26 protein-coding genes are annotated in these 24,970 nt (G+C 47.2%); 22 read left to right on the top strand and 4 right to left on the bottom strand.

Features of this window, described 5'->3' with window-relative positions; genetic code table 11:
* The first annotated feature begins 102 nt into the window (after positions 1 to 102).
* The 6 genes from M2277_RS17415 to thiI all read left to right on the top strand — a co-directional run bounded on the left by M2277_RS17415 (position 103) and on the right by thiI (position 4,806).
* A complete protein-coding gene (locus M2277_RS17415; RefSeq protein WP_006209041.1) occupies positions 103 to 609 on the top strand; it encodes a YpuI family protein in 507 nt (168 codons plus the stop codon).
* Positions 610 to 746: 137 nt separating this feature from the next.
* A complete protein-coding gene (locus M2277_RS17410) occupies positions 747 to 971 on the top strand; it encodes a DUF1540 domain-containing protein (RefSeq protein ID WP_280755249.1) in 225 nt (74 codons plus the stop codon).
* A 74-nt stretch (positions 972 to 1,045) separates the two neighbouring features.
* On the top strand, positions 1,046 to 1,411 hold the full coding sequence (locus tag M2277_RS17405; protein ID WP_006209043.1) for a hypothetical protein: 366 nt from the start codon (positions 1,046 to 1,048) through the stop codon (positions 1,409 to 1,411).
* 140 nt (positions 1,412 to 1,551) lie between these two features.
* Positions 1,552 to 2,238 carry a lytic transglycosylase domain-containing protein gene (locus tag M2277_RS17400; protein WP_280755271.1) on the top strand — a complete coding sequence of 229 codons (687 nt, stop codon included), beginning with the start codon at positions 1,552 to 1,554 and terminating at the stop codon, positions 2,236 to 2,238.
* Between the two features lie 172 nt (positions 2,239 to 2,410).
* Positions 2,411 to 3,571, top strand: coding sequence for a cysteine desulfurase family protein (locus M2277_RS17395; RefSeq protein WP_006209045.1), 1,161 nt, complete (start codon positions 2,411 to 2,413; stop codon positions 3,569 to 3,571).
* Positions 3,568 to 4,806, top strand: coding sequence for a tRNA uracil 4-sulfurtransferase ThiI (gene thiI, locus M2277_RS17390; RefSeq protein ID WP_280755248.1), 1,239 nt, complete (start codon positions 3,568 to 3,570; stop codon positions 4,804 to 4,806). The genes M2277_RS17395 and thiI overlap by 4 nt, the downstream gene beginning before the upstream one ends.
* A 114-nt stretch (positions 4,807 to 4,920) precedes the next feature.
* Here the strand turns inward: thiI and M2277_RS17385 are convergent, their stop codons facing one another.
* Entirely contained in the window at positions 4,921 to 5,613 is a 693-nt protein-coding gene (locus M2277_RS17385; protein ID WP_063478954.1) for a TerC family protein, read from the bottom strand.
* A 128-nt stretch (positions 5,614 to 5,741) separates the two neighbouring features.
* Between M2277_RS17385 and M2277_RS17380 the strand changes: the two genes are divergently transcribed.
* From M2277_RS17380 to M2277_RS17355, 6 genes are all read left to right on the top strand, one after another.
* Positions 5,742 to 6,404: a TerC family protein gene (locus tag M2277_RS17380; protein ID WP_148247868.1), complete on the top strand. Its 663-nt coding sequence runs from the start codon at positions 5,742 to 5,744 to the stop codon at positions 6,402 to 6,404.
* 250 nt (positions 6,405 to 6,654) lie between these two features.
* Positions 6,655 to 7,167 (top strand): hypothetical protein, encoded by a 513-nt coding sequence (locus M2277_RS17375; RefSeq protein WP_036644418.1) that lies wholly within the window; start codon positions 6,655 to 6,657, stop codon positions 7,165 to 7,167.
* Between the two features lie 152 nt (positions 7,168 to 7,319).
* The gene (typA, locus tag M2277_RS17370) at positions 7,320 to 9,161 is read left to right on the top strand and encodes a translational GTPase TypA (protein ID WP_006209051.1); all 1,842 of its coding nucleotides are present in this window, start codon (positions 7,320 to 7,322) and stop codon (positions 9,159 to 9,161) included.
* 40 nt (positions 9,162 to 9,201) lie between these two features.
* Positions 9,202 to 9,495, top strand: coding sequence for a YlaH-like family protein (locus tag M2277_RS17365; protein WP_280755247.1), 294 nt, complete (start codon positions 9,202 to 9,204; stop codon positions 9,493 to 9,495).
* Positions 9,496 to 9,661: 166 nt separating this feature from the next.
* Complete coding sequence (locus tag M2277_RS17360; RefSeq protein ID WP_036644416.1) at positions 9,662 to 10,759, top strand: LCP family protein; 1,098 nt, start codon at positions 9,662 to 9,664, stop codon at positions 10,757 to 10,759.
* Between the two features lie 75 nt (positions 10,760 to 10,834).
* Complete coding sequence (locus tag M2277_RS17355) at positions 10,835 to 11,116, top strand: hypothetical protein (RefSeq protein WP_156515049.1); 282 nt, start codon at positions 10,835 to 10,837, stop codon at positions 11,114 to 11,116.
* A gap of 105 nt (positions 11,117 to 11,221) precedes the next feature.
* On the opposite strand, the gene M2277_RS17350 is transcribed toward M2277_RS17355, so the two are convergent.
* Positions 11,222 to 11,881, bottom strand: a complete 660-nt coding sequence (locus M2277_RS17350) for a YhcN/YlaJ family sporulation lipoprotein (RefSeq protein WP_280755246.1) — start codon at positions 11,879 to 11,881, stop codon at positions 11,222 to 11,224.
* Between the two features lie 117 nt (positions 11,882 to 11,998).
* Between M2277_RS17350 and M2277_RS17345 the strand changes: the two genes are divergently transcribed.
* On the top strand, positions 11,999 to 13,330 hold the full coding sequence (locus M2277_RS17345) for a PhoH family protein (RefSeq protein WP_006209056.1): 1,332 nt from the start codon (positions 11,999 to 12,001) through the stop codon (positions 13,328 to 13,330).
* A gap of 194 nt (positions 13,331 to 13,524) precedes the next feature.
* Positions 13,525 to 14,787 (top strand): extracellular solute-binding protein, encoded by a 1,263-nt coding sequence (locus tag M2277_RS17340; RefSeq protein ID WP_280755245.1) that lies wholly within the window; start codon positions 13,525 to 13,527, stop codon positions 14,785 to 14,787.
* A 75-nt stretch (positions 14,788 to 14,862) separates the two neighbouring features.
* Here the strand turns inward: M2277_RS17340 and M2277_RS17335 are convergent, their stop codons facing one another.
* Together M2277_RS17335 and M2277_RS17330 are read right to left on the bottom strand one after the other, a co-directional pair.
* Positions 14,863 to 15,975: a coiled-coil domain-containing protein gene (locus tag M2277_RS17335; RefSeq protein ID WP_280755244.1), complete on the bottom strand. Its 1,113-nt coding sequence runs from the start codon at positions 15,973 to 15,975 to the stop codon at positions 14,863 to 14,865.
* A gap of 252 nt (positions 15,976 to 16,227) precedes the next feature.
* The gene (locus M2277_RS17330) at positions 16,228 to 16,464 is read right to left on the bottom strand and encodes a DUF2626 domain-containing protein (RefSeq protein ID WP_006209059.1); all 237 of its coding nucleotides are present in this window, start codon (positions 16,462 to 16,464) and stop codon (positions 16,228 to 16,230) included.
* A 343-nt stretch (positions 16,465 to 16,807) separates the two neighbouring features.
* Here M2277_RS17330 and M2277_RS17325 point away from each other — a divergent pair, with 343 nt between their 5' ends.
* The 8 genes from M2277_RS17325 (at position 16,808) to M2277_RS17290 (ending at position 24,810) form a co-directional block, all read left to right on the top strand.
* A complete protein-coding gene (locus M2277_RS17325; RefSeq protein ID WP_036637856.1) occupies positions 16,808 to 17,458 on the top strand; it encodes an RsfA family transcriptional regulator in 651 nt (216 codons plus the stop codon).
* Between the two features lie 141 nt (positions 17,459 to 17,599).
* Positions 17,600 to 18,565 (top strand): ketopantoate reductase family protein, encoded by a 966-nt coding sequence (locus tag M2277_RS17320; protein ID WP_036637859.1) that lies wholly within the window; start codon positions 17,600 to 17,602, stop codon positions 18,563 to 18,565.
* Between the two features lie 12 nt (positions 18,566 to 18,577).
* Complete coding sequence (locus M2277_RS17315; RefSeq protein WP_036637861.1) at positions 18,578 to 18,964, top strand: DUF3397 domain-containing protein; 387 nt, start codon at positions 18,578 to 18,580, stop codon at positions 18,962 to 18,964.
* Positions 18,965 to 19,113: 149 nt separating this feature from the next.
* Positions 19,114 to 20,772: a peptide ABC transporter substrate-binding protein gene (locus M2277_RS17310; protein ID WP_280755243.1), complete on the top strand. Its 1,659-nt coding sequence runs from the start codon at positions 19,114 to 19,116 to the stop codon at positions 20,770 to 20,772.
* Between the two features lie 208 nt (positions 20,773 to 20,980).
* Positions 20,981 to 21,913: an ABC transporter permease gene (locus M2277_RS17305; RefSeq protein ID WP_006209063.1), complete on the top strand. Its 933-nt coding sequence runs from the start codon at positions 20,981 to 20,983 to the stop codon at positions 21,911 to 21,913.
* Positions 21,914 to 21,915: 2 nt separating this feature from the next.
* Complete coding sequence (locus M2277_RS17300) at positions 21,916 to 22,866, top strand: ABC transporter permease (RefSeq protein ID WP_006209064.1); 951 nt, start codon at positions 21,916 to 21,918, stop codon at positions 22,864 to 22,866.
* A gap of 13 nt (positions 22,867 to 22,879) precedes the next feature.
* Positions 22,880 to 23,875 carry an ABC transporter ATP-binding protein gene (locus M2277_RS17295; protein ID WP_036637867.1) on the top strand — a complete coding sequence of 332 codons (996 nt, stop codon included), beginning with the start codon at positions 22,880 to 22,882 and terminating at the stop codon, positions 23,873 to 23,875.
* Positions 23,872 to 24,810 carry an ABC transporter ATP-binding protein gene (locus M2277_RS17290; protein WP_036637870.1) on the top strand — a complete coding sequence of 313 codons (939 nt, stop codon included), beginning with the start codon at positions 23,872 to 23,874 and terminating at the stop codon, positions 24,808 to 24,810. The genes M2277_RS17295 and M2277_RS17290 overlap by 4 nt, the downstream gene beginning before the upstream one ends.
* Positions 24,811 to 24,970: the final 160 nt, after the last annotated feature.

Genomic DNA, 24,970 nt, shown 5'->3' with positions numbered 1-24,970 from the left:
GATTTCGTTATCCCAAAATTTGTGTTAGGATAGTACATATTAAAACGACCGTCAGGCAAAATGACCTGTTTGGTCACGACCATTTAAGGGGGATCTATCGTAATGCCAGCAGACAATCTTCAGAAATTGTGCTCCGAATCCAGAGAAAAGTTGAAATCTGCTATTTCGATTATGGAAACATTTTTGAATGAACATGCTTTATCTCAATTGGTAACAGAACAGGATGAGGAAACCGTTCATTTTTACAAAGGATTTCTGTCAGATGTTCGCCATTTGCTTGTGTTTTCAGAAGTTTCCTATGAGAAGCTTGGTGTTGTACAGCGTCGCCCTAATTTTGATATCGATTTTGCCGAGAAGGCTTTGTATAACTTGTATCACCGCTGCGTGAATAGTTTTTTCTATCCGAAAAACGAAAGTTATTCGGAAGATGGCCGGTATGCTTACACCGGACAGGATGCCATCCGTTTTCGGAAGAAGCCGGTTCGACCAGCACGTGACGTCATTATGAATATTACCAAAATTTATGAAGAGCTTCGCGATGATCTTGCCTACTACGAAAGTGATTATTTAACGGAGCGCCGTATGCAATCCGAGAAAAGTCACGCTTAATACAAACAAGGAAAGAAAAAGAGATGCCTTACATTGGCATCTCTTTTTTGCGTGGTGACTCTTAACACCAACTGACAATCATTCTTGTGCATACCAGCAGTTAACTCAGGAAAAAATGTTGACGAGGTGATGCTAAAATGGCCAACGAAGCCAAACCATTAGTTAAGTGCAGTGTAAGCAATTGCCATTACTGGGGAGAACAAAATTTATGTCACGCCGAGATGATTATGATCGAAATCGACCGTCATGCAAACATAAAACTCAATGAGGAGTATGGAGCAGAGCCTTATGTGGACGATCACCAGGATGTTGCCGACAAGTCCTCAGAGACCTGCTGCCTTACCTTTAAGCCAAAGGGTTAAACGGAATGCCCGGAGTGCCGGATATTCTCCGGAAAACCGCTTATTAGAGATTGAAGGAAATGGAGGAGTTAGCAATGGATGATAAACACCGCGACAACAAGATAAAGATTGTGGATAGCAATCGGAACAGAGTGGACTTCCCTCGTAAAGATCACCGTGAGGAATACGCAGCTGAGGTTGCCCCGCCAATGGAAACGTCTGTGCGCAGCGTGGACGAGGATGATGCAACAGGCTTGTCTGCAGGCCGCACGGCAGGATATGTCGGCTTGGTAATGGGTATTGCCTCCCTGTTTATGTGGTCGGTGATTCTGGGCCCCATCGCAACGGTTGTTGGTTATTATGCTTATAGTAAAGGCAGCAAAACAACGGGGGCATGGTCAATGGGTCTTGGCATATTGGCAACGCTCAGTTATTTTATCCTGATTCCTTTCAGCAGATAGATCATTTTATATGGGCGGGTCATCCATCAAAAAGGGTGATCCGCAATTTTTTTGTCGAAGGGGTATAGCAGATTGTTCCAATTCCATGGTAAAATGAAAGGACAAGTTTGAAATTTTTGCGGGAGAAAGTGAGCCATATGATGCAGATCGATTCGATATCATGGAAGCAAATGACGGATGTACCACAGGTAAATACGAATTCCACCGGATCGGCAGCCGGTTTTGTGGATGTATTAAGCAGCCTGATTCAAGAAGAAGCCTCGTCCCAGCCGGTAGAGCGCTCCATGACGCAGCTTGCCCCTGGTGTTACCTTTAAGGATGGACTGCTGTGGCAGCAGCTTGGTGCCGTCCAGGAATCCAATTCGTATTATCCTGTAGAGGGAGCGCTGAATGACACGGGAGCGACCAAGCCCACGACATTTGAAGAATTAATTACATCAGCGGGGGAACGATATGGTGTGCCCGTATCACTGATCAAGGCGGTTATAGACGCGGAATCTTCTTTTGACCCGAATGCAGTATCGTCTGCAGGAGCAAAGGGATTGATGCAGCTCATGGATGGGACGGCAAGGGGACTTGGGGTCAGCAACCCATTTGATCCGGCTCAGAATATTGAAGGTGGCACCAAATATTTATCCAGTCTGATTCAACGGTTCGGCGGAGAATTGGCGATGGTGCTTGCAGCCTACAATGCAGGTCCGACACGAGTTGCAGGTTTGGGCGCATCCAGTGATGAGGAGCTTATGTCGATGGTACATATGTTACCTGAGGAAACCCAGGCTTATATTGGCAAAGTAATGAATGCACAGTCGAAATACAGTTTATAACCCCGCTTCGGGATGAATAGTATACCTGATAGAGGATCAAACGATAAGCATGACTTTGTCCGATTGAGATGGAGTGCGGCTTTACCGTTTGGTCTTTTTGTGTAAATATAAAGGTCTGGAATGATATGATTAACAACATGCGATGGCGTAAGAATGGAAAGGGGAAATAACCTTGATATATTGGGATCACGCAGCAACGACCCCTCCTTTTGATGAAGTGGTGGATACGATGTCCGAAGTGATGAAGAAACATTACGCGAACCCGTCTGCTCTTCACCGCTCAGGGGAGGCAGCCGCTAAACTTCTGAGAAGGGCAAGGGAGGTCTGCGCAGCATCACTTGATGTTCTGCCATCAGAGCTCGTATTTACGTCTGGTGCAACGGAAGGCAACAACATGGCTATTAAAGGGTCCGCGATGCAGTACAGCAGCCGGGGGCGCCATATCATCACAACGGGAACAGAGCATCCTTCGGTTTATGAATGCTGCAAACAGCTGGAATCGCTTGGCTGGGAAGTAACCTATCTTCCAGTCGATGCTGCTGGTGTGGTTGATCTTGATGTCTTGAAGGAAGCTGTTCGTAAAGATACCGTACTTGTCAGCATCATGCATGTGAATAATGAGTCTGGCGCCATCCAGCCACTGGCTGATATTGGCCGGATCGTGAAGGAAGTGAATTCGCGCACACTCTTTCATGTCGATGGCGTGCAGGGATTTGGCAAGCTGCCCGTAGGCATCTCCGAGTGGCAAGCGGATTTGTACAGCTTGTCCGCCCACAAATTCAACGGTCCAAGAGGAATGGGTGTCCTGTACGTTAAGCAAGGGGTTCAGCTCTTTCCGTTGATATCTGGTGGATCGCAGGAAAATGGACTGCGGGCAGGAACGGAGAATGTCGCAGGTGCGGTTGCCATGTCGAAGGCCATGCGGCTATCCCAAGAGAGACAACCTGAGCTCTACGCCCGGATGATGGAACTGAGGGAGCTTCTGTTCCAGGGTATACGCAAAATACCCGGTTTGGTGTTAAACAGCAATGAGTTGGATGCGCCGCATATTATTCATTTTTCCTATCCGGGTCTAAGACCGGAGGTGATGGTTCATGCCCTGGAAGAGATGGGAATGCTTATATCAACCAAATCCGCCTGTTCTTCCAAATTAAGCGAGCCCAGTCGGGTCTTGCTTGCTATGGGTAAAAGCATGGAGGTAGCTTCTTCCGGAATCCGCATCAGTCTCGGTAAAGAGCATCAGCTCGGCGATGCGGCTCGATTCGTGGAGGTTTTGGCTAATGCGTGCAGTAAACTGCGTCCCATTATAGAAAGAGAGGGTAACCGAAGATGACTTACGATATGCTGCTGCTTCGCTTTGGCGAATTTACCCTAAAAGGCAAAAACCGCAACCGATTCGAGAAATCGGTGTTAAATCATATTCGAAACGTGCTTAAACCGTATCCAGGAGCCAAAATTTTGAAGGAATACGGTCGTTTGTATATTGAGCTGAACGGAGAACCTCCCGAGATTCTGATCCATGCCCTCAAGAAGGTGTTTGGGCTTGTTTCGATCAGCCCTGTTCGTGTATGTCCATCCGAGCTTGACCCCATTATTGCTACAGCAGTTGAGTTTGTGGGACAGAAGGAATTAACCGATACGACAACCTTCAAGGTCAATGCCAGAAGAGTATGGAAGCAGTTCCCCCATTCCTCACAAGAGATGAATCATTTGGTCGGTTCCCCTCTGCTGCGCACCTATCCTCAGCTTAAAGTAAAGGTGAAGAAGCCGGATATTGAGCTGCGCGTGGAAATTCGTGAGAATGAGACGTACCTCTATTATGAAGTCATTCCAGGGGCAGGCGGGTATCCGCTCGGCACAAACGGCAAGGCCATGCTGCTCCTCTCTGGTGGGATTGACAGTCCTGTAGCCGGTTGGTCGGCCATGCGCAGGGGCCTCGAAATTGAATGCGTTCATTTCTACAGCTTCCCTTACACGAGCCAGCTGGCCAAGGAAAAAGTAATGGAATTGACAAGACTGTTATCCGGTTATACCGGCAAAATCAAGCTACATCTCGTACCATTCACCGATGTGCAAACTTCTTTTGTCGGCATTGGGCAGGATAATCTGATTATTACCTTCATGCGCAGGGCGATGCTTCGTATTGCTTCCTCGCTCGCTGAGCGTGAAGGGGCCTTGGCCATTGTAACCGGGGACAGTCTCGGACAAGTAGCCAGTCAGACACTGCCCAGCATGAATGTCATTGGCAGAGCAACCGAATTGCCTCTGCTTCGGCCGCTTGTCATGATGGATAAGAATGATATCATTAATATCGCAATGGACATCGGTACGTTTGAGACGTCGATTTTACCGTATGAGGACTGCTGCACGTTATTTGTGCCTAAATCTCCAACTACGAATCCGAACCTGAACATTATCGAGAAAGTGGAGGCCTCGTTAACTCGGCTCCCTGCTCTGCTTCAGGCTGCGGTTGAAGGCACGGAGACTGTCATCATTACGCCTGACAGCAAGATCGGTACGATGGCTGAGAAGAATGAAGAGTTCATAGTAAACGAAGACTGGTTCTAGATTTTATCCAGGATCAGGTTATAATTCGTATATAAACGCAGATGAAACAAAAGTTGAAAAACACCCCAAGGCTGATCCCCTGGGGTGTTTTTGTTCGTACAGTAGAGTATTCGATTAGGAGAGGGTGGAGGACTGACGCCGCTGCACAGATCGTTTCTTCAGATGCCCTGCCGTCAGTACGCCCACGATTATGGCCGCAATGAACAGGTATTTAATGATCAGATGTCCTTCAAAGTAGCTGAGGAAATGCTTCTCATCGGTAATCATGGAGGATGCCGTGAATGCAAGTACAGCAGAGCCTACATAAATGATCCAAGGGAACCGGTTGATCAATTTGATAAACAAGGTACTGCCCCACACCACGATGGGAACGCTGATGAGAAGACCCACGGTAACAAGAATCATATTGTGCTTGGCTGCTCCTGCAACAGCAATTACGTTGTCCAGCCCCATGGCGGCATCGGCAATAATAATGGTGCGAATCGCAGCTCCAAGGCTTTTGCCTGCTTTTATATTATCGTGATCATTGTTGTCGTCCGTCATCAGTTTGTAGGCAATCCCGATCAGGAGTACGCCTCCAACGAGCAGAAGCCAAGGGATATTGAGCAGCCATACAACAAGAATGGTGGCTATGATACGAAGAATAACCGCTCCGGCCGTACCGTAGATGATTGCTTTTTTCTGGGTTTCCTTCGGGAGGTTGCGTGCCGCAAGGCCGATCACAATGGCATTGTCTCCGGCTAAGATCAAATCCAGAAACACAATGTTGATTAGTGCGAGAAAAAATTCAGCGGTTGTGGTTTCCATGAATGTCACTCCTCTTAAAATACGGTTCCACAATAAACAAAGTGGATTTATTATAGGCCTATTTTTCCCGATGTGCAAGCATAGCTTGGACAATTACCACATATGTGTAGAGTGGGGGTGTTGTTCTTGTGGAGACGATTGTTTTGTTGGGACAGATATTGCTGATTAACCTTGTACTCAGTGGTGATAACGCCCTGGTCATAGCGATGGCCAGCAGGGACCTTCCTGAATTGCACCGCAAACGGGCGGTCTGGATCGGAACGGGCGCAGCGGTTCTTCTGAGGTGCATTCTGACTTTTGCTGCGGTTCTGCTGCTCAAAATCCCGTTTTTGCAAGCTGGCGGTGCACTGCTCCTGATCTGGATCGCCATAAAACTAATGACACAAAAAGAGCATGAGGATGTTGCCATGTCCCGATCCTTGACGATATGGGCAGCGGTCAATACCATTCTGGTTGCTGATTTTGTGATGAGCCTGGACAATGTGCTGGCTATTGCGGGCCTGGCAAATGGTGACCTTGCCCTGATTGTCATCGGCATCCTGTTAAGCATTCCCATTGTTGTATGGGGAAGCGGGCTGATCTCTAAGCTGCTTCATCATTTCCCCGTGCTGCTCTACATAGGAGCCGGTATTCTAGCATTTACGGCAGGCGAAATGCTCATACAAGACTCGCGCGTCGGTCTGCTTCTGGCTTCTTGGATGCCGTATGCCCATAACGTGCTGCCAATCGTCATTGCAGGGGCTGTCGTTCTGATTGGAGGACTGCAGACGATAAGGCGGCCGGGGACATAATCCGGTTCATAACATATGGAACGGGTGAGACTCCGGTAATAAAATAGGAAGCTGGAAACAAAAGGATGGACTGCATCGGCAGCCATCTTTTTTTGTTTGCTTAAGGCATATGCTGCAGGGCGATGCTATTTTTGAGTGGAACAAACTCAAGATATGGTTTTTTTTGTCGGTTTGGGCTAAAATTAATGTAACCACTTATTTTATAAACCGCTATTTTGGGTGATACATATAATGAGGAGAGGGTGATCAAATGTCCTCCAGAAAAGATTTGGCGCTGGGTATATTCATCGTTGTCGCTGGAGTCGTTATTTTGCTCGGCAAGCTGGGTGTGTTTGGATTTTTAGGCAGAACATTATGGCCGCTGGTTCTGCTGCTGCCGGGTATTTTTCTGCATATCATGTTTTTTGGTCGCCGTGCCTCTGCCGCCATCCTCATACCGGGCGGTATTCTAACGGTTTACGGGATCCTGTTCTTCATATGCAATATTGGAGGATGGGGACTGATGGCTTCATTATGGCCTGTGTTGATTCTTGGCGTTGCCGTTGGCCTGTATGAGTATTATCTGTATGAGACTCCGCGTCCCGGTGCTGCACTGCCTGTTGCGCTTGGACTTACGCTGCTCTCCATTCTGATTTTTATATTCACCTGGCTAGAGACCGGGGGATTCTATCTTATTGCCCTGATCTTAATTGCTGCAGGCATTTGGATGATCCTCGGCCGTAATCGCTCTAGACGGAATAATAAATGGAGCAGAGGTTGGTAATTGGTAAGAGATAAATGTTACTGGAAGTTTTCTGAAAAGACTTGATTTTCCCGCTCGTTTACCTATATTATAGGAAGTATGTTGAAGCGTCGGCATGTCGTCCGGCGCTTTCTTTGTGGCTCATTCGAATAGAAGGGATTTGAGATATATTTATGCAATCAAGAGATCAGATTCGCAACATTGCCATTATTGCTCACGTTGACCATGGCAAAACAACACTTGTAGACCAACTGCTGCAGCAGTCCGGTATTTTCCGGGAGCATGAGACGCTGCAGGAGCGCGCGATGGACTCCAATGATTTGGAGCGCGAACGCGGAATTACCATTCTAGCCAAAAATACGGCTATTACGTATAAAGATTTCTTGATTAACATTGTGGATACACCTGGACACGCCGATTTCGGCGGTGAAGTAGAGCGTATTATGAAAATGGTCGACGGCGTTCTGCTCGTGGTTGACGCTTATGAGGGCTGTATGCCTCAGACCAAGTTTGTATTAGGCAAAGCGCTTGCACATAACTTGACGCCAATCGTTGTAGTTAACAAAATCGACCGCCCAGCAGCTCGCCCGGCTGAAGTTATTGATGAAGTCCTGGACCTGTTCATCGAGCTTGGAGCGAACGACGACCAATTGGACTTCCCTGTTGTATATGCATCAGCCTTGAACGGTACTTCAAGTTTGGATGCCGATAAGCAGGATGATAACATGCTTGCTCTTTACGAAACCATTATTGACCATATTCCTTCCCCTACCGAAAAAGTGGACGAGCCTCTTCAGTTCCTCGTAACCTTGATGGATTACAATGAATATCTTGGCCGTATCGCCGTTGGTCGTGTGAACCGCGGGATTATTAAGCAAGGTCAGCCGGTAACCGTTATGCTTCGTGACGGTTCCACCAAGAATGCCCGTATTGAGAAACTGTTCGGTTTCCAAGGGCTGAAGCGGATTGAAGTTGCTGAAGCAGGAGCAGGAGACATTGTGGCGATCGCGGGAATTAAAGATATTAATATCGGAGAAACCATTGCCGATCCCCAACATCCCGAGGCACTTCCAGTTCTTAAAATTGACGAACCTACTCTGCAAATGACGTTCCTTGTAAACAACAGTCCTTTTGCCGGACGCGAGGGTAAATGGGTAACATCCCGTAAACTGCGTGACCGTCTCTTCAAAGAGCTGGAAACAGACGTAAGTTTGAGAGTGGATGAAACCGACAGCCCGGATGCGTACATCGTTTCAGGTCGCGGTGAGCTTCACCTCGGTATTCTGATTGAGAATATGCGTCGCGAAGGTTACGAGCTGCAAGTATCCAAGCCTGAGGTTATCGTCAGAGAAATCGACGGTGCCAAAATGGAGCCGATCGAACGTCTGATGATCGACGTGCCTGAAGAAAGCACAGGCGCTGTAATGGAGAGCCTCGGTGCTCGCAAGGCCGAGATGGTGAACATGGTGAACAACGGCAACGGACAAGTGCGTCTGGAGTTCCTGATTCCGGCCCGCGGCCTTATCGGTTACCGTACACACTTCTTGACGCTGACTCGCGGTTACGGCATCATGAACCACGCATTCGACAGCTATGGACCGCTTATCGGCGGCCAAGTCGGCGGACGTCACCAAGGCGTTCTGGTTTCTACGGAGAACGGCTCTACAACGTTCTACGGGATGATGTCGGTTGAGGATCGCGGAACCCTGTTCCTGGAGCCGGGTACTGAAATTTATGAGGGCATGATCGTCGGGGAACATACCCGCGATAACGATATCGTTGTAAACATCTGTAAAGAGAAGCAATTGACCAACGTTCGTTCGGCAACTAAGGATGATACGGTTAAATTGAAAACACCGGTCATCTTCTCATTGGAACAGGCTCTGGAGTACTTGAATGATGACGAGTATTGCGAGATTACACCGAAGTCCGTTCGTCTTCGCAAGAAGATCCTGAACAAGAGTGAGCGCGAGCGTGCAGAAAAACATCGTAAAATGGCGCAAGCAAATCTATAATAGATAGAGATCTACTTGTCCATAAAGGAGTGAACCTATCATGCAAGAATGGTTTGCCTCGCACCCGCTCATCTCCTATATTGTCATTCTTGTGCTGATCACCTACGTTTACAACAAGGTATTCCGTGTAAAGCAGAAGCTTCCTTTATTAAAGGAAATTCTGCTGTATATCTTGATGGCCTTGGGTTCGGCGATACTGCTTGTGTTTCAGATCGACAAGCTGCCGATTATCCAATGTTTGTTAGTAGCTGTGGCATTGATGCTGATGGTGCGTATTCGTTACTTTGTCGAAGATCGTCAGAAGAAGAAGTCCCAGGCTGAGCCTAAGTCTTAGGCCTTGTAGAAATTTAGCAGCTATGGCAACAAGTATACGGCAACTTTTTGTCAGTCCCCATCGTTTATAAGAGAGAGAAGTCAACAACCATGGTCCGGTAAATGCTTCGATATTTGAAGCGTTTATCGGACATTCATCTAATTTGAATGAAATCAGGTGTTATGATATGAATTCTAATCATACCAATCTCCCTCCGAGAGCCAAAAGTGGGGGGAAGGGCAAGAAACAGCCAGTGCCAAAAAAGAAAAAAAGTCCATGGAAATCATTTTTTAAATTTGTTCTTATCGTACTGTTAATCGCAGTCTTGGCAGCAGCAGGTTATGCCGGATACCTGTTCGTCAAGGGGAATCAGGTTATTGAAAAAAGCGGGATCGACAAGCCTGTAGCACCTGGACAATCCGCAAAAGAAAAGCCGCTCACCGTGCTTCTCTTGGGTACGGATCATCGGCCGGAGACCGGAACTTATTTGACGGATGTAGTAATGGTGGCCACTATGCATCCGGAAACCAATTCGTCAACGCTGGTATCACTCCCTCGGGATACGCTGATTGAACTTGAAGGATATAAGTCATCCAAACTCAACGCTTATTATCCAAGGTTTAAAGCGGCATACAATGCAGCTGAGAAGAAGGAGCCGGGCAGCGGTATTCCGGCTGAAGAAGAAATGAAAGTGATGATGAGTAAATATCTTGGCGTTAATATCGACTATGTGACAGTTATCGATTTTCAGGGCTTCCGTGATGTTGTGGACACGTTCGGCGGTGTAGACGTTAACGTCCAATACAATATGTGCCATCGGGATTCGGTGGATGGAACTGATATTAACCTGACGGTGGGTCCGCAGAAGCTTGATGGCAAGAAGGCGCTAGATTATGTACGTTACCGCAAATCTATGAACTGTAGTCCGAAGACCAAGGAATCCAACGACTTTGATCGCAACGCTCGTCAAAGCGAGGTGCTGCATTCCCTGCTCGACAGGATGAAATCGTTCGGTGGCGTTACGAAGGTTGGCAATGCGCTAGATGCGGTTAGTGACAATATGACCACCGATTTCGAGCAGCAGCAGATCCGAGATTTGCTTATGACTTATTATGATATTGGAAAAGAAGATGTTAAATTTATGCCTATAACCGGTGAGTGGAGAAGTCCTAACGTCTACATTAATAACGATGAACTGGACGCAGCAAGACAAGCACTGCAAGACGAACTTGCTGGCAAACACAATGCACAGGGGACAGAAGCGGATTCTAAAGCAACTCCGTGACAATTGAAGGCAAGTTTTATCGTATGGTATAATACAATGTATCAGATGGAGATCATTGTACAGGAGGCCGAAGGAATGCCCTACCTCATGATGCATACGACACACCCATTCATCCACCAGAATCGGCAGACTGATGAGGATGCCCATGCGTTTGTGCGGGCAGAATCCATCCGCAGATGGGAAGCATGCAGATGCCATCCTTCTGATTCCATGTCCCAGATGACAGGTTCATTCGGCATGGATGTCAAATTTATACCAAATTCGGCACAGCACTCCGAATACGATACGGGTCATGTCTCCGATGCAGCAGCATTGCTGGTTCGAGGCGTTGTTATGACCATGAAAAAAGCCCAGTGAGCATTCACTGGGCTTTTTTGTATGAAATTTGGAGACGCTTGACGGACAAACTCGGCTTATGACGGATGAACCACCAATCCAAAGACGATTCATCGTCAGACACTGCTATTTCTTGTGCTGAGGTTTGGCTGGCGCATGGTGGTTATTCGGTTTTACCGTCTGAGCTCCGACATCCTCGGCACTACCGTCTCTTGGCGTTACATCTTTAGGCAGCTGAGGGATGATGCGGCCTACGATGTCTGCAAGCTCGCTAGCAACGCCTGAGACTGGATGACCTTGCTGGATATGGCGGCCAAGTTCAGCTATGCGATTCGAAACGTCCAGATCAGCGGTAACAAGTGCGTTGGCACCTGCTGGATCCTTTTGAATGGCTTCAGCGACTGTGTATTTGATGCTTCCGACTTCTGCACGATCTAAATCTCCATCTACATTAAGACCAACAACAGCGGTTTTACCCATGACTACACAGTTTGCGTTTTTCACGCCGGGCACACTTTCAGCAAGTGATTTCAGGTGATTTGCGGTAGTGGTATCAACTTTCCCGTTGTTGTCATTCACGTTGCCGACTCGCCCAGAATTGGTGTTATCCGGAGTTGTACCGTCTACATTGTTAGTGGTATAACCTCTGTTCCCATTCATGTTGTTAACATTGTTCACTGTGGTTCCATTGGTTTTATTACGAGGAGAGGGTGATGCATTGTGATTTGGTGTCCCGCAGCCTGCGAGCAAAAACACCGTTAGCATGATGGATAGAGCAGCTCTCATGGATTGATCTGTCCTTTCGTAGTAGAGTTCACTAAATTACTCCAGTCGCTAAGCTTATTATGTCCGGGACGGAAAGGTTTATGTGTGTACCTGATGAAGAAGCAGTGGAGGGATAAGATGAAAAAAATATTTGTGCTGGATACGAACGTACTGCTGCATGATCCTCAATCGATCTATGCATTCGAGGAGCATGAAGTCATCATTCCTGCGGTGGTTCTTGAAGAGATTGACTCCAAAAAGCGAAATGCCGATGAGATTGGCCGTAATGCCAGAACAGTCTCCCGTTTGCTTGACGGGTTAAGAGAACAGGGGCACCTGCATGATGGGGTTCACCTGGAGAATGGCGGGACATTGAAGGTTGAGCTGAATCATCGGAGCTTTGTCAAGGTACAGGAGTTATTTAGCGAGGCATCCAACGACAACCGCATTCTGGCTGTCGCGTTGAATTATAAATTGGAGGAGGATCCAAAGGACACTGGAAGACCTGTCGTGCTGGTCAGTAAGGATGTGCTCGTTCGAATCAAGGCGGATGTGCTCGGATTAACGACACAGGATTATTTATCAGACCGGACGGCAGATCCAAGTGAATTGTATTCCGGATTCTCCACATTAAAGGTGCATCCTTCGGTCATCGATGAATTTTACAGCTACCGTTATCTGCCTATTAAACCTCTTCAATTGTCCTACCCGCTGTACCCGCATGAATTTGTTATCCTGAAGGACGAGATGGGTTCAGGGAAGTCTGCGCTGCTTCATGTAAATGAAGACGCAACAAGATTGGAGCCCCTTCATCTAAGCAACGAACCTGTATGGGGCATCAGCGCACGAAATGCCCAGCAGCGCATGGCGATTGAATTGCTTCTGAATGACGACATTCCACTTGTCACCATAACGGGGAAAGCCGGAACGGGCAAAACGCTGTTGGCATTGGCAGCGGGTCTGTCCAAGGTCGAGGATGAACATAAATACAAGAAACTTCTGATCGCACGCCCGGTCGTCCCAATGGGAAAGGATATCGGTTATTTGCCTGGTGAGAAGGACGAGAAATTAAGACCTTGGATGCAGCCGATATATGACAATCTCGAGTACCTGTTCGATACAAAAAAATCGGGAGATATCGACAAAATACTGATGGGGCTGGGCAGCATCCAGGTGGAGGCATTAACTTATATCAGGGGCCGCTCGATTCCGGGTCAATTCATCATTGTGGATGAGGCCCAGAACTTGTCCCGCCATGAGGTCAAAACGATTGTCTCCCGTGCTGGAGAAGGGAGCAAGGTCATCCTGATGGGGGATCCGGAACAGATTGATCACCCATATCTGGATGCCGTGAGCAATGGCCTGACTTATGTGGTAGAACGTTTCAAACAAGAGAGTTTAAGCGGTCATATTACGCTGACAAAAGGGGAACGTTCCAAGCTGGCGCAGCTGGCAGCGGATCTGTTGTAATCCTTATATTTCCCGAGAAATGATGATGAAGAATAATCATAATGATATGGGCTGCCTATGATCAGCGGGCAGTCCTATTTGTCTTCGGTTTTTAACAAAATATGGACTAGATAAATATTAAAAAAGATAGGACAAGAGCACTAGAAGTTTGGTAAAATAAGGGCATGTGCCTGCAGAAGGAGTGAAGATGGGATATGAAGCGGAAAAAATATTGGTTCCTGTTCGCCATTTTACTGTTGTCCTTATCCAGTTTATCTCCCAGTTTTGACTTCACTCACAATACAAGAAGAGAACCGCCGGGGGATGAGCCGATCCCTCCACAGCAAAGGCCGGATATTCCGGATCGTGATCTGGGTCCTGTTAAAGTCGGAGTTCAGTTGAACGGTGATGAGATGCAGCAGCTTAAAGCGATCAATGAGCGGTTTAAGGAGGAGACGGGGGCGGAGATTGAAATCGTTCCTCTGGAAACCAATGAAGAGCAGCTAGAGTCTTTTTTGCTTCAGATGACCCTTGGAGAAGGGCCCGACGTTTTATTGATGGATACACACTATATTAAAGCGCTTGCAATGAACGGCTATTTATTGCCGGTTGATGCATCGCAAGCGGTCATGCCTGGCGGCGATACCTTGAGCGGTCTTCTGCCGCCGCTGCAGTGGAACGGATATCAATGGGGGATGCCATTTGATATAGATCCCTATGTGATGACCTGGCAGGCCAAAGAGAAGGACGGTACTGTATTCAAAATGCCGGAGAGCCGTAAGGCGTGGCAGGAATTTTTTGAGCTACATATAGAAACCCCTGTGATCTCATTTGATCCGAATGATCCATATGCGTTCGGTGCAGCAGTCCACTTGTTGGAAGGTGATCCTTCCAAGCCGGAGCAAGAGGTGCTGGATATGCTGATTCACAACAGGAAGCAAATGATGGAAACGAACCAAGTCGAGGAGGATACTCCGAGGAACACTGAGGAACCGTCTTCTCCATCCTCTGGGAAGGGGGAGGCACCGGTGGTCATAGAACCCTATTCTAGCTTTTCAGACAAGGATACCGAAGGTTTATCTCTTGCCCTTGCGATGGGAAAGACCCATTTGAACACACCTGTCGTCCGGACGAGAAGTTTTGCGGTAGCCGCGCACACGGAATCCCCCGCCTTAGCGATGAAATGGATTACCTATATGACAGATAAAGATATTCAGCATGAATGGAGTAAAGACGTCGGAACTTTGCCGGTTGTTTCGGAGCTGTATGTTACGGGTGCAGCCTTAAGAGATCGGGGCATCTGGCAAAAAGTGGCCGTGCCGGCTCAAGTGCTGCTCTCCCGGAATGAAGCGGCTGCTCTGGAATTCGGGGATGCGGAAGGTTTTCTTACCTATTCCGAGTCGGCACGCCGATTGCTGCTTGGGGAAATGACGAGGGAAGAATATATGAGGTTGTACAGGTCTGATCAACACGAATAATTAAACGAACAAGCTGCCTATCCAGGGCAGCTTGTTCGTTTTGTCAGGACTACGGCACCAGAGAGAGGGGGCCCGCTATAAGTCCAGTTCCATTTTCACCACGAGTCTTTGGTCCTCGCTCGATACTTCGGTTGCCTTCAAGAAGGACACCAGCTGTTTCGGATAAAAGTTCATGTCGAATTCTTCCTGTAAAGCTTTGCGGGTTGTATCCGGGAGTTCCAGCCGATTAAACACAAGTTTATTAACTTGAAACATGATGGCGTTCTCCGGTTCATTGATTACGGTGTATTTTCCTTCAATCAGCAGGGATAGATTGCCGCTTTCACCGGTAGCTGTCACCTTCCCGTCGTCAAAATGAAACGAAAAGGCATTAAAAATCTCATCCTGGGACCTCAAAAATGCGTTGAGATCATCCTCATGGATATCAATGGTGTACACCTTCCCGTTGGTTTTCAACATATTTTTGCTACCTTGGACAAATTGCGGCAGATTCTCCATGGCACTAGCCAGGGCCTGAAAGTGACGTTTCACCTCATACAGTCCTACATTCTCCCAATACCGTGTGAATTCTTCAATCAGCTTTTTCATCGCATCCGGGTTGCCGCTGGCTGTCAGAGCCCCGTCAACCTGCTTCTCAAGCGCGAGTACCCGCTCGCGCTGCTTGACAAGGCTGTCCTTTACATCCGCGAGCTGAGCGGCGTTTCGAGCTGCTTCAGCCTGGGCTGATGCGAGGGAGCGGTATTGATTGTTGTAAACCGTAAGCGTATCCCGGTCGTTCTGAATGATAATATCGTAGAAGTCCATGATTCGAAAAAAACCGGCTAAATCCTTGGCGGAAAACAGCATCAAGAATAAGTGATCCCGTTCTCCCATGTAATAAGACCGAAGAACAGCTCCTGCCCGATCCCGCCGGTCTTCAATGCGTGTGCCCATATCCTGAATCATGATTTGCAGCTCATTCTGAAGCACCTGCAATTCATCCAGACGTTTGGTTATCCGTTCAATTTCATGATCAATCTCCAGGATGGATAGGCTGTCCTCCAGAAGTTGGCGCGCCTCTTCCGAATCAGGCATAGCAGGACTTGTTTCCTGCTGCGAATATACCGCGACAGGAGCTGCAATGAAGCAGAACAACAGGGCGATGAACAGCAAGAACGGGAGGATCGGATATTTTACTCGAACATTCAAACGGGAGTCCTCCTTGAATGGTTGTTAGTCGAAAGGAATCCATCCGTTGTCCCTTCATGTTTAACCAATATATGACGTGTACGACTCAATTATCAATCCTTAGGAACTAAAAAAGCGATCCGGCAGCTAAAGCACCTGATCGCTTTTTTTTAGTACTTGTTCTCTAAGCGCAAGGAAAACCCACCAGCGCAGCCTCAGGTTGTCCAGGTTGACCGCCGGCAGATCGATAAATCGCTTGCATGGTTATGCTTGTTAGAGTGGTTTGCCCATAATGAAGACCGTCCAATAGCTAAAGCCCGTGAAGGTCACGATCATATAAGCCCAGAAGAGAAGAATATAGGTTCTCTCCGTGAATTTCAAATATCCCAGGATCACGAAAAATGCAGTCTGCAGGAAGAAGAGCAGAGCCATTTCAATATGATCACCGGCAAAGGCCATCAACCCGATAGTCAGGGTGAAAAAGCCAAGGACTCGAAACATCCGTGCCACGATTATATCCTCCTCTCGTATGTACGCACATAATGCTGCTATGAACATTATAGCGTTATGGGAAAAACGTGTAAACGCCTAACTCAAGAAAACCCTTCATTTTTTATTATTATCCAGAAGCAGGGCATTGAATTCGTTAACAAATTCAGCTAATCGGTGGTTTTCCCTCCTGTAAGAGTATGATCTGTATCCAAAATGGAAATACATTTTAGTATCAAATAGATTCTATGAACTCTATGAGAGGCATAGAAATGAATTAAGCAGTTTTTATACCCTATTCAGCAGCCGGATTTACGGTATTGAAGACGGTTATTTTAGGATGTCGTTAGGAGGGTTTTATGGTATGTCAGCAGTGAGACAGGATGCATGGAGTGCAGAGGACGACCTGATATTGGCGGAGGTGACCCTGCGTCATATTCGTGAGGGCAGCACCCAATTGGCTGCCTTTGAGGAAGTGGGAGAAAGAATAGGCCGGACATCGGCAGCATGCGGATTTCGTTGGAACAGTTGTGTTCGCAAGAAATATGAGGATGCTATCAGTTTGGCGAAATCTCAGCGTCAGAAGAGAAGTTATTATAAGAAGCAGCCTTCCTTAAGCGGACCGCAGGTTGCTGGCTTGGCTGCTCCGGAACTGGAACAGGATGTATACAAGAATGAAGGTGCAAGTGAAGAAACGCTTTCTATTGATGCCGTCATCCGTTTCCTTCGTCAATGGAAGGGTGGGCTTCAGGAAAGTTCGCGTCAGTATAAATCGCTTGAGAAGAGTTTGCGTGAGAAAGAGGATGAGCTCGCAAGGCTTCGCAGTGAGAATCAACGTTTGCTAAAGGAAGTAAGCGAAGTGAAAACTGACTATCATGTTGTCAATGATGATTATAAGGCATTGATTCAGATTATGGATCGGGCACGAAGATTGGCTTTCTTAAACGAAGAGGATGAGGAACTTAAAACTCGCTTCAAAATGGATGCAAACGGTAATCTCGAACGAATCGAATAGGAAAAAAGGTTGTTTTGCTATTCACCGTAACCCGCATTAGTGCATTTCATGCGCTTTGGCGGGTTATTTGTGCGTATAGGAGATTATTCTGATATATACTAGGGCTAGTACGTAACGTTTGATTACATTTGGAGGATTCACATGAACATGAATATACATATCATCGGTGCAGGCTCATTGGGCCTGTTATATGCAGGCAAACTTGCGAGCTCCGGCTGCCGTGTCACGTTATGGTGTCGCAGTGAAGAGCAAGCGGACATGCTGAAGGCTTCAGGCATCACCATCGAGGAAGGTACAGGCCGGCACAAGCGGATGGATTCCAGCTCGCTCACGGTCTGCACACTGTCTTCCTTTGCCGAGCGAGGGGCTGCAGCCGATGCGGACTATCTGTTTCTGATGTTGAAGCAGCAAGGGATCGAAGATCTGGCAGCCCGGGTGCTGGCTCCATATGGTCAAGACCATCGCAGGCTGATCTGCTATCAGAACGGGACGGGGCATCTGGAGCGGCTTCAAGAACTGCTGCCTGCATGGACACTGTATGCGGCCATTACAACAGAGGGAGCCAAACGCACAAGTCTCGTATCTGTATTGCATGCTGGCCGCGGAACGACGACAATCGGCAAATTCATGCCCGAACAGGACTCTGCAAGCCCAGTTTCAGAGGGAAATGATGAAAATGAGCTCGTTAAACAGCTGAATAGAGCAGGATTTGAAGCTTTTTTGTCGAATGAAATGGATGTGATGATCTATCGTAAACTGCTGATGAATGCGGTGATTAACCCTTTGACTGCATTGTGGCGGATTCCTAATGGAGAGCTGTTATCATCGCCCGAACGCGTCAGGCTGATGCAGCAGCTTTATGATGAAGGGATCGCCGTATATAAAGCGGGCGGCATTCCTTATGGGAGCAGGCTCTGGGAATGGATTGTAGCTGTCTGTCAATCGACTTCGGGTAACACGTCTTCCATGCTAAAGGATGTTATGGACAGCAGAACGACCGAAGTGGCCTGGATTAACGGAAGCATTGTAGGCCTGGGGCGTAAATATGGCATTGCGGTGCCAACACACGAGCTCATTGTGCAGCTCATTGAGGGGATGAATACATAGGGGGGTTTAAGCATGGGGTTCTTGCAGGGTGTGTTTAACACATTAAGTCTATTTCCGTTCATTCCATTTATCCTTGTTTATATGATCGTCTTGCAAAGAAACAAAAATCGAAAACAAGCGTTTGGGCTGGCTATGGATGTCACCACTTTTTTCCTGCTGTTTTCGGTATCCGCCTTGTTTAATAATACGTTCCAGTCCAAATCCGGGTTCTATCTTATTCTCCTCATGCTGCTTATTGCAACTGGGCTAATCGGAAGTGCGCAGAACCGCTGGAAGGGCAAGGTTAACGGCAAAAGACTGGCGAGAGCCGTCTGGCGGCTTGGCTTCGTTGCTATGAGTTTCGGTTACGTAGTTTTCACATTTTTTGGTATCCTTTCATACATAATTAAAGTTACGTAAGAACAATCTAATAACTAGAATTCAATGATAAATCTGTTTGATCCTTGGGTCAGGCAGATTTTTCAATTTATTGATTTCTGGATTTTTTTGACCACTGGTTGTATAATCGATAAGCATATACCTAAAATCTATGAGGGGGATACCGCAAGATGAAGAAACACAAAAAATTACTGCTTCTTATGACGCTTATTCTTGCTTTCAGCTCCGTGTTGGCAGCATGTGGAGCTGACAAGAACGAAGGCGCCGATAATGGCGGAACGGACAAGCCTAAAGAGCAGGTCTTCCGCATGAACCTTGCTTCCGACCCTCCTACATTGGATCCGGGCTTGGCTCAGGATAACACATCGAATACGGTAATCAGTTCTGTATTTGAAGGTTTGGTTCGTAAAGGTGCGGACGGCACCGAAGAGCAAGGCGTAGCCGAAAAATGGGATATTTCTGAAGATGGACTGAAATATGTCTTCACCCTTCGCCAAGATGCCAAATGGAGCAACGGCGATCCAGTAACAGCAAACGATTTTGAGTATGCTTGGAAACGTGTACTTGATCCAAACTTTACACCTGCATCACCATACGCTTATCAGCTGTATTACATCAAAAATGCTGAAGCTTACAATCTTGGAGACATTAAAGACGCTAATGAGGTTGGCGTAAAGGCAACTGACGATTATACATTGGAAGTTACACTCGAAAACCCTACACCTTACTTCCTCAGCTTGATGTCATTCCAAACGTACTTCCCGGTTCACAGCTCCGTTGAAGGAAATGCTTCTTGGGCAACCAAGCCGGATACGTTGATCGGTAACGGTCCGTTCAAGGTTTCACAAATGACTAAAGGTCAAAAGATCGAGCTTGTGAAGAACGACCAGTACTGGGACAAGGATTCCATCAAACTTGAAAAAGTTCAAATGAGTATCGTAAACAGCTCTGCTACTGAACTTTCAAGCTATCGTAACGATGAGCTGGATTATGCAGGACATCCAACAGGCAACATCCCGACGGATCAGCTGAGTGCGATCAAGAAGGAACTTGGCGATGAGCTGATGATCAAAGGTATTTCATCGACGTATTTCTATATTTTTAACACTACTGAAGAACCATTCGACAATGTAAACATTCGTAAAGCATTCTCGATGGCGATTGACCGTAAGGCAATTGTAGAAAAAATTACGCAAGGCGGACAAATCCCTGCATTTGGTTTTGTTCCTCCGGGTATCAAGGGTGAGTCCGACGAGTACCGCACAGAGGTACCGGATACTTACTTCCAAGAAAATCTTGAAGAGGCTAAGAAACTGCTCGAGCAAGGTATGAAGGAAAAAGGCTATACCACATTGCCTGAAGTTACTCTGATCCACAACTCCGATGACAACCACAAGAAAATTGCACTTGCGATTTCCGATATGTGGAAGAACAATCTCGGGGTTAATGTGAAAGTTCAAAACCAAGAGTGGGGCGTATTCCTGAAAAACCGTACGGATCTGAACTATCAAATTGCACGTTCCGGTTGGGGAGCAGACTATAACGACCCGATGACTTATATCGATATGTGGACATCCAATGGTGGTAACAACGACACCGGCTTCAAGAACGAAGAATATGACAAACTTGTGAAAGATGCTTATGCTACTAGCGATAATGCTAAGCGCATGGAGCTGATGTCCAAAGCCGAGAAAATTCTTGTTCAAGACAACCAGGTTGTAATGCCAATTTACTACTACTCCAGTGTGTCCCTGGTTAAACCATGGGTGAAAAACCTCCATCTGGATTATAAAGGTGATATCGATTTCACACGTGCATATATCGAGTAGTCTTTTGTAAACCAATTATAAAAGGTTACGGTTCGGGATATATATGTGGGGCATTCAAACCTCATATATATCCCGATTTTTTTGTATGAGCGCAAGGTTTCCAAATCTTGTGTCCGTTGGGGAAAGTTAAGGGATGCTCAATCCGTTCTGGAATTATACAATTGTATAGACGGCTTGGTTTAGAACAACTGATCAGGAGGCTAGCGAAATGCTGAGGTATGTGGCGAGTAAGTTTTTTTATATGCTTGTATCGTTGTTCATACTGATCTCAGCCACTTTTTTTCTTATGAAAGCCATACCGGGCGATCCGTTTATGGGAGAGAAAAAGCCATCGCCTGAAATTTTGGCGAGGTTGATGGAACAGTATGATTTAGATAAACCGTTGTTTCAGCAGTATACGAAATACTTGGGAAACATCGTCCAGGGTGATTTTGGTTTGTCCATGAAGAAACAGGGACAATCCGTTACTGATATTATTGTCGACACGTTCGGGCCTTCACTGCGACTGGGTCTCATCGCGATTGTCGTATCCGTTATCGTGGGTGTCCTGCTGGGGATGCTTGCAGCACTGTATCACCGCAAGCTGATTGACAACATCGCTATGATTGTCTCGGTGTTGGGAATCGCGGTGCCGAGTTTTGTACTCGCATCCTTGCTGCAGTACCTATTGGCGGAGAAGGCAGGCATTTTCAATGTCATGGGCTTTGAAGGACCGCTTGATTACGTGCTTCCAGTTATGGCGTTATCTGCTCAACCGATTGCATTTATTGCCCGTTTGACACGATCCAGCATGCTGGAAGTGCTGCACTCGGATTATATCAAGACGGCGAAGGCGAAAGGACTTAATTGGTTTGCCATTATGTTCCGTCATGTTATCCGAAATGGTATTTTGCCGGTCGTAACCTACGTCGGCCCGATGACAGCAAATATTATCACGGGTTCGGTCGTTATTGAACAGATCTTTGGTATTGGCGGCATCGGTAAGCAGTTTGTTGAAAGTATTACAAACCGTGATTATACAGTGATTATGGGTATCACCATTTTCTACGGCATCTTGTTGATGCTGGCGCGTTTCATTACGGATATCGTGTATATATTCGTTGATCCACGTATTAAATTGACCGGCGGGAAGGAGAGGTAGACATGGAGAAAGAACAAAGTATGCCTCATCCTGCGGCACTAAACCTGAAGCCTGAAGATTTTCAGAAGATTGGTCCTGATGAGAAACAATCTGAAGTAATACAGCGTGAAAGTTTATCCTCGTGGAGAGATTCCTGGGAGAGATTGCGTAAGAACAAGCTAGCGATGGCCGGTTTGATTATTATGATCCTGATTGTCGTCATGGCGATTATTGGCCCGATGATCTCTAATTATGACTATGAAACGAATGATTTGATGAATACGAACATGCCGCCTTCATCAGAACATTGGTTTGGAACCGACGACCTGGGACGCGATGTTTTTGTACGTACCTGGATGGGCGCTCGGATTTCATTGACCGTTGGTCTTGCAGCAGCTGCGATTGACTTGATGATTGGTGTTATATATGGCGGCATCATGGGATACTTCGGTGGCCGTGTAGATGAGTTTATGAATAAGTTTGCAGAAATTCTGTATTCCATTCCATATCTGCTTGTTACGATTTTGCTGCTCGTTGTATTCGAACCAAGTTTAGGGACGATCATACTCGCCTTAACCATCACGGGATGGATCAATATGTCCTGGATTGTAAGGGGCGAGATCATGCAGCTCAAGAGCAGAGAGTATGTACTTGCTTCTCGCTCCATGGGTGCGGGGACTTCCCGCTTGTTGTTCCGGCATCTGATACCCAATGCGATGGGACCGATCATCGTTACGTTGACCTTGTCGGTGCCTAGTGCAATTTTCGCCGAAGCCTTCCTGAGTTTCCTTGGTCTTGGCGTTCAAGCTCCGGTCGCTTCTTGGGGCTCCATGATTAATGATGCGCTGTCCGGATGGATGTACTATCCATGGCGGATGTTGTTCCCTGCTCTATTTATCAGCTTGACGATGTTAGCATTCAACATTTTCGGTGATGGACTGCGTGATGCTCTTGATCCGAAATTGAAAAAATAGGAGGTGGGAAGGTATGGAACCGATCTTGCAGGTGAAGGACCTCAACGTATCGTTTCGTGTTCGCGGCGGTGAAGTAAAGGCTGTGCGCGGCATGAATTTTGAAGTCGGCAAGGGGGAGACGGTTGCCATCGTCGGTGAGTCCGGAAGCGGTAAAAGTGTTACTGCCCAGACCATTATGCGATTGATTCCGTCCCCGCCCTCAGAAATTAAAAAAGGAGAGGTCATTTTCCAAGGACAAGACCTTCTCAAAAAAACCAATAAACAGATGGAAGCGATTCGCGGCAAGGATATCGGAATGATTTTCCAGGATCCGATGACCTCGCTCAATCCGACCATTAGAATAGGGAAGCAGATCACGGAGGTGCTGGTTAAGCACCAAGGGATGTCCTTCTCGGAAGCAAAAAAACATGCGATTGAAATGCTGAAGCTGGTTGGCATCAAAAATGCAGAGGAACGCTTCAATCAGTATCCGCATGAGTTCTCCGGCGGTATGCGCCAGCGTGCGATGATAGCCATCGCGCTTGCATGCAAGCCGACCCTGCTGATCGCCGATGAGCCGACAACGGCACTCGACGTTACCATTCAGGCACAGATTATGGATGTTATGAAGGAAATGCAGGAGCGCCTCGGAACATCGATCATTCTGATCACGCATGACCTTGGTGTGGTTGCCGGAATGTGTGACCGTGTTATCGTTATGTATGCAGGTGAAGTCGTGGAAACCGGAACGAAATGGGAGATATTCAAAAATCCCCAGCATCCTTACACCAAAGGCCTGCTTCGTTCGATGCCGCGTCTGGATCAGAAAAAAGACGAGCCGCTTATTCCGATTATCGGAACACCGCCGGATCTCATTAAACCTCCGGTAGGCTGTCCGTTCGCTGCGCGCTGTGATGAAGCTATGAGAATTTGTGAACGGGTAGATCCGGGCGCAACGGAATTCAGTGACACGCATATGGCGCGCTGCTGGAATCTGCATCCGATGGCGAAGGAGGCGCAAGGTTCATGAAGGATAACCACTTGATCGAGGTAAAGGGCCTTAAGAAGTATTTCAATGTCGGTAAGGGCAACATCCTTAAAGCGGTCGACGACTTGAATTTTTATATTCGCGAAGGCGAGACGCTTGGTATGGTGGGAGAGTCCGGTTGCGGCAAGTCAACAGCAGGACGGACGATTCTGCGGCTCTACGAACCAACTGCCGGCAGCGTTAACTTTAACGGAACCGACATTTACAAGCTGTCTCCGGGCAAAATGAAGGCGATGCGCCGTGACATGCAGATGATTTTCCAGGATCCGTATGCCTCGCTGAATCCAAGATTTACGGTTTCGGATATCATCGGAGAAGCACTGGATATTCACGGAATGGCAGGCAGCCGCGCCGAGCGCAAGAAGCGGATCGAGGAGCTGCTGGATATGGTTGGCTTGAATAGTGACCATTCGACGCGTTACCCTCATGAATTTTCTGGCGGTCAGCGTCAACGGATCGGGATAGCCCGTGCACTTGCGGTTAACCCTAAATTCATCATTTGTGATGAACCGATCTCAGCGCTTGACGTTTCCATCCAGGCGCAGGTTGTTAACTTGCTGAAGGACTTGCAGGATCGTCTTGGCCTGACTTATCTCTTCATTGCGCATGACTTGTCCATGGTTAAGCATATCAGTGACCGGGTAGCGGTAATGTACTTGGGTAAAATGGTGGAGCTGGCAGATAGTGAAGAACTGTATGCGAATCCGATCCATCCGTACACCAAAACATTGCTGTCCGCGATTCCGATTCCGGATCCGGAAATCGAGGCAAACAAAAAACGTCTCAAGCTCGAGAATGATATGCAGGGACCGATTTCAGCAGCCAAAGGCGAGGACGGAACCGTCCAGCTGGACGTGAAGGATTCGGAGCTGGTAGAGGTATCTAAAGGACACTGGGTTGCTAAAGCCTACGCTTAAAGCGCGCTTGTCCTAAATCCAGAAATGCTGATCTCTAGAATAGCCGCCGGCTTGTATGCCGGCGGCTATTCTTTTCCTTTGACGCAGAATGCCAACATTCGGTACAATCAAGAAAGGCTAATCATATATAAGAAATTCGAGTGCTTAACAATCTAGATTT

This window comes from Paenibacillus sp. LBL (genome assembly GCF_029893715.1).
GTDB lineage: Bacteria > Bacillota > Bacilli > Paenibacillales > Paenibacillaceae > Paenibacillus_AQ > Paenibacillus_AQ glucanolyticus.
This window is presented reverse-complemented; position numbering and strand designations above follow the sequence as displayed.

What these genes read in the sequence shown, in the direction of transcription:
- thiI (WP_280755248.1), top strand. Translation starts at nt 3,568, where the DNA reads ATGACTTACGATATGCTGCTGCTTCGCTTTGGCGAATTTACCCTAAAA.
- M2277_RS17360 (WP_036644416.1), top strand. Translation starts at nt 9,662, where the DNA reads ATGAATTCTAATCATACCAATCTCCCTCCGAGAGCCAAAAGTGGGGGG.
- M2277_RS17400 (WP_280755271.1), top strand. Translation starts at nt 1,552, where the DNA reads ATGCAGATCGATTCGATATCATGGAAGCAAATGACGGATGTACCACAG.
- M2277_RS17375 (WP_036644418.1), top strand. Translation starts at nt 6,655, where the DNA reads ATGTCCTCCAGAAAAGATTTGGCGCTGGGTATATTCATCGTTGTCGCT.
- M2277_RS17310 (WP_280755243.1), top strand. Translation starts at nt 19,114, where the DNA reads ATGAAGAAACACAAAAAATTACTGCTTCTTATGACGCTTATTCTTGCT.
- M2277_RS17345 (WP_006209056.1), top strand. Translation starts at nt 11,999, where the DNA reads ATGAAAAAAATATTTGTGCTGGATACGAACGTACTGCTGCATGATCCT.
- M2277_RS17325 (WP_036637856.1), top strand. Translation starts at nt 16,808, where the DNA reads ATGTCAGCAGTGAGACAGGATGCATGGAGTGCAGAGGACGACCTGATA.
- M2277_RS17320 (WP_036637859.1), top strand. Translation starts at nt 17,600, where the DNA reads ATGAACATGAATATACATATCATCGGTGCAGGCTCATTGGGCCTGTTA.
- M2277_RS17315 (WP_036637861.1), top strand. Translation starts at nt 18,578, where the DNA reads ATGGGGTTCTTGCAGGGTGTGTTTAACACATTAAGTCTATTTCCGTTC.
- M2277_RS17355 (WP_156515049.1), top strand. Translation starts at nt 10,835, where the DNA reads ATGCCCTACCTCATGATGCATACGACACACCCATTCATCCACCAGAAT.
- M2277_RS17410 (WP_280755249.1), top strand. Translation starts at nt 747, where the DNA reads ATGGCCAACGAAGCCAAACCATTAGTTAAGTGCAGTGTAAGCAATTGC.
- M2277_RS17365 (WP_280755247.1), top strand. Translation starts at nt 9,202, where the DNA reads ATGCAAGAATGGTTTGCCTCGCACCCGCTCATCTCCTATATTGTCATT.
- M2277_RS17350 (WP_280755246.1), bottom strand. Translation starts at nt 11,881, where the DNA reads ATGAGAGCTGCTCTATCCATCATGCTAACGGTGTTTTTGCTCGCAGGC.
- M2277_RS17405 (WP_006209043.1), top strand. Translation starts at nt 1,046, where the DNA reads ATGGATGATAAACACCGCGACAACAAGATAAAGATTGTGGATAGCAAT.
- M2277_RS17295 (WP_036637867.1), top strand. Translation starts at nt 22,880, where the DNA reads ATGGAACCGATCTTGCAGGTGAAGGACCTCAACGTATCGTTTCGTGTT.
- M2277_RS17415 (WP_006209041.1), top strand. Translation starts at nt 103, where the DNA reads ATGCCAGCAGACAATCTTCAGAAATTGTGCTCCGAATCCAGAGAAAAG.
- M2277_RS17300 (WP_006209064.1), top strand. Translation starts at nt 21,916, where the DNA reads ATGGAGAAAGAACAAAGTATGCCTCATCCTGCGGCACTAAACCTGAAG.
- M2277_RS17305 (WP_006209063.1), top strand. Translation starts at nt 20,981, where the DNA reads ATGCTGAGGTATGTGGCGAGTAAGTTTTTTTATATGCTTGTATCGTTG.
- typA (WP_006209051.1), top strand. Translation starts at nt 7,320, where the DNA reads ATGCAATCAAGAGATCAGATTCGCAACATTGCCATTATTGCTCACGTT.
- M2277_RS17385 (WP_063478954.1), bottom strand. Translation starts at nt 5,613, where the DNA reads ATGGAAACCACAACCGCTGAATTTTTTCTCGCACTAATCAACATTGTG.
- M2277_RS17290 (WP_036637870.1), top strand. Translation starts at nt 23,872, where the DNA reads ATGAAGGATAACCACTTGATCGAGGTAAAGGGCCTTAAGAAGTATTTC.
- M2277_RS17340 (WP_280755245.1), top strand. Translation starts at nt 13,525, where the DNA reads ATGAAGCGGAAAAAATATTGGTTCCTGTTCGCCATTTTACTGTTGTCC.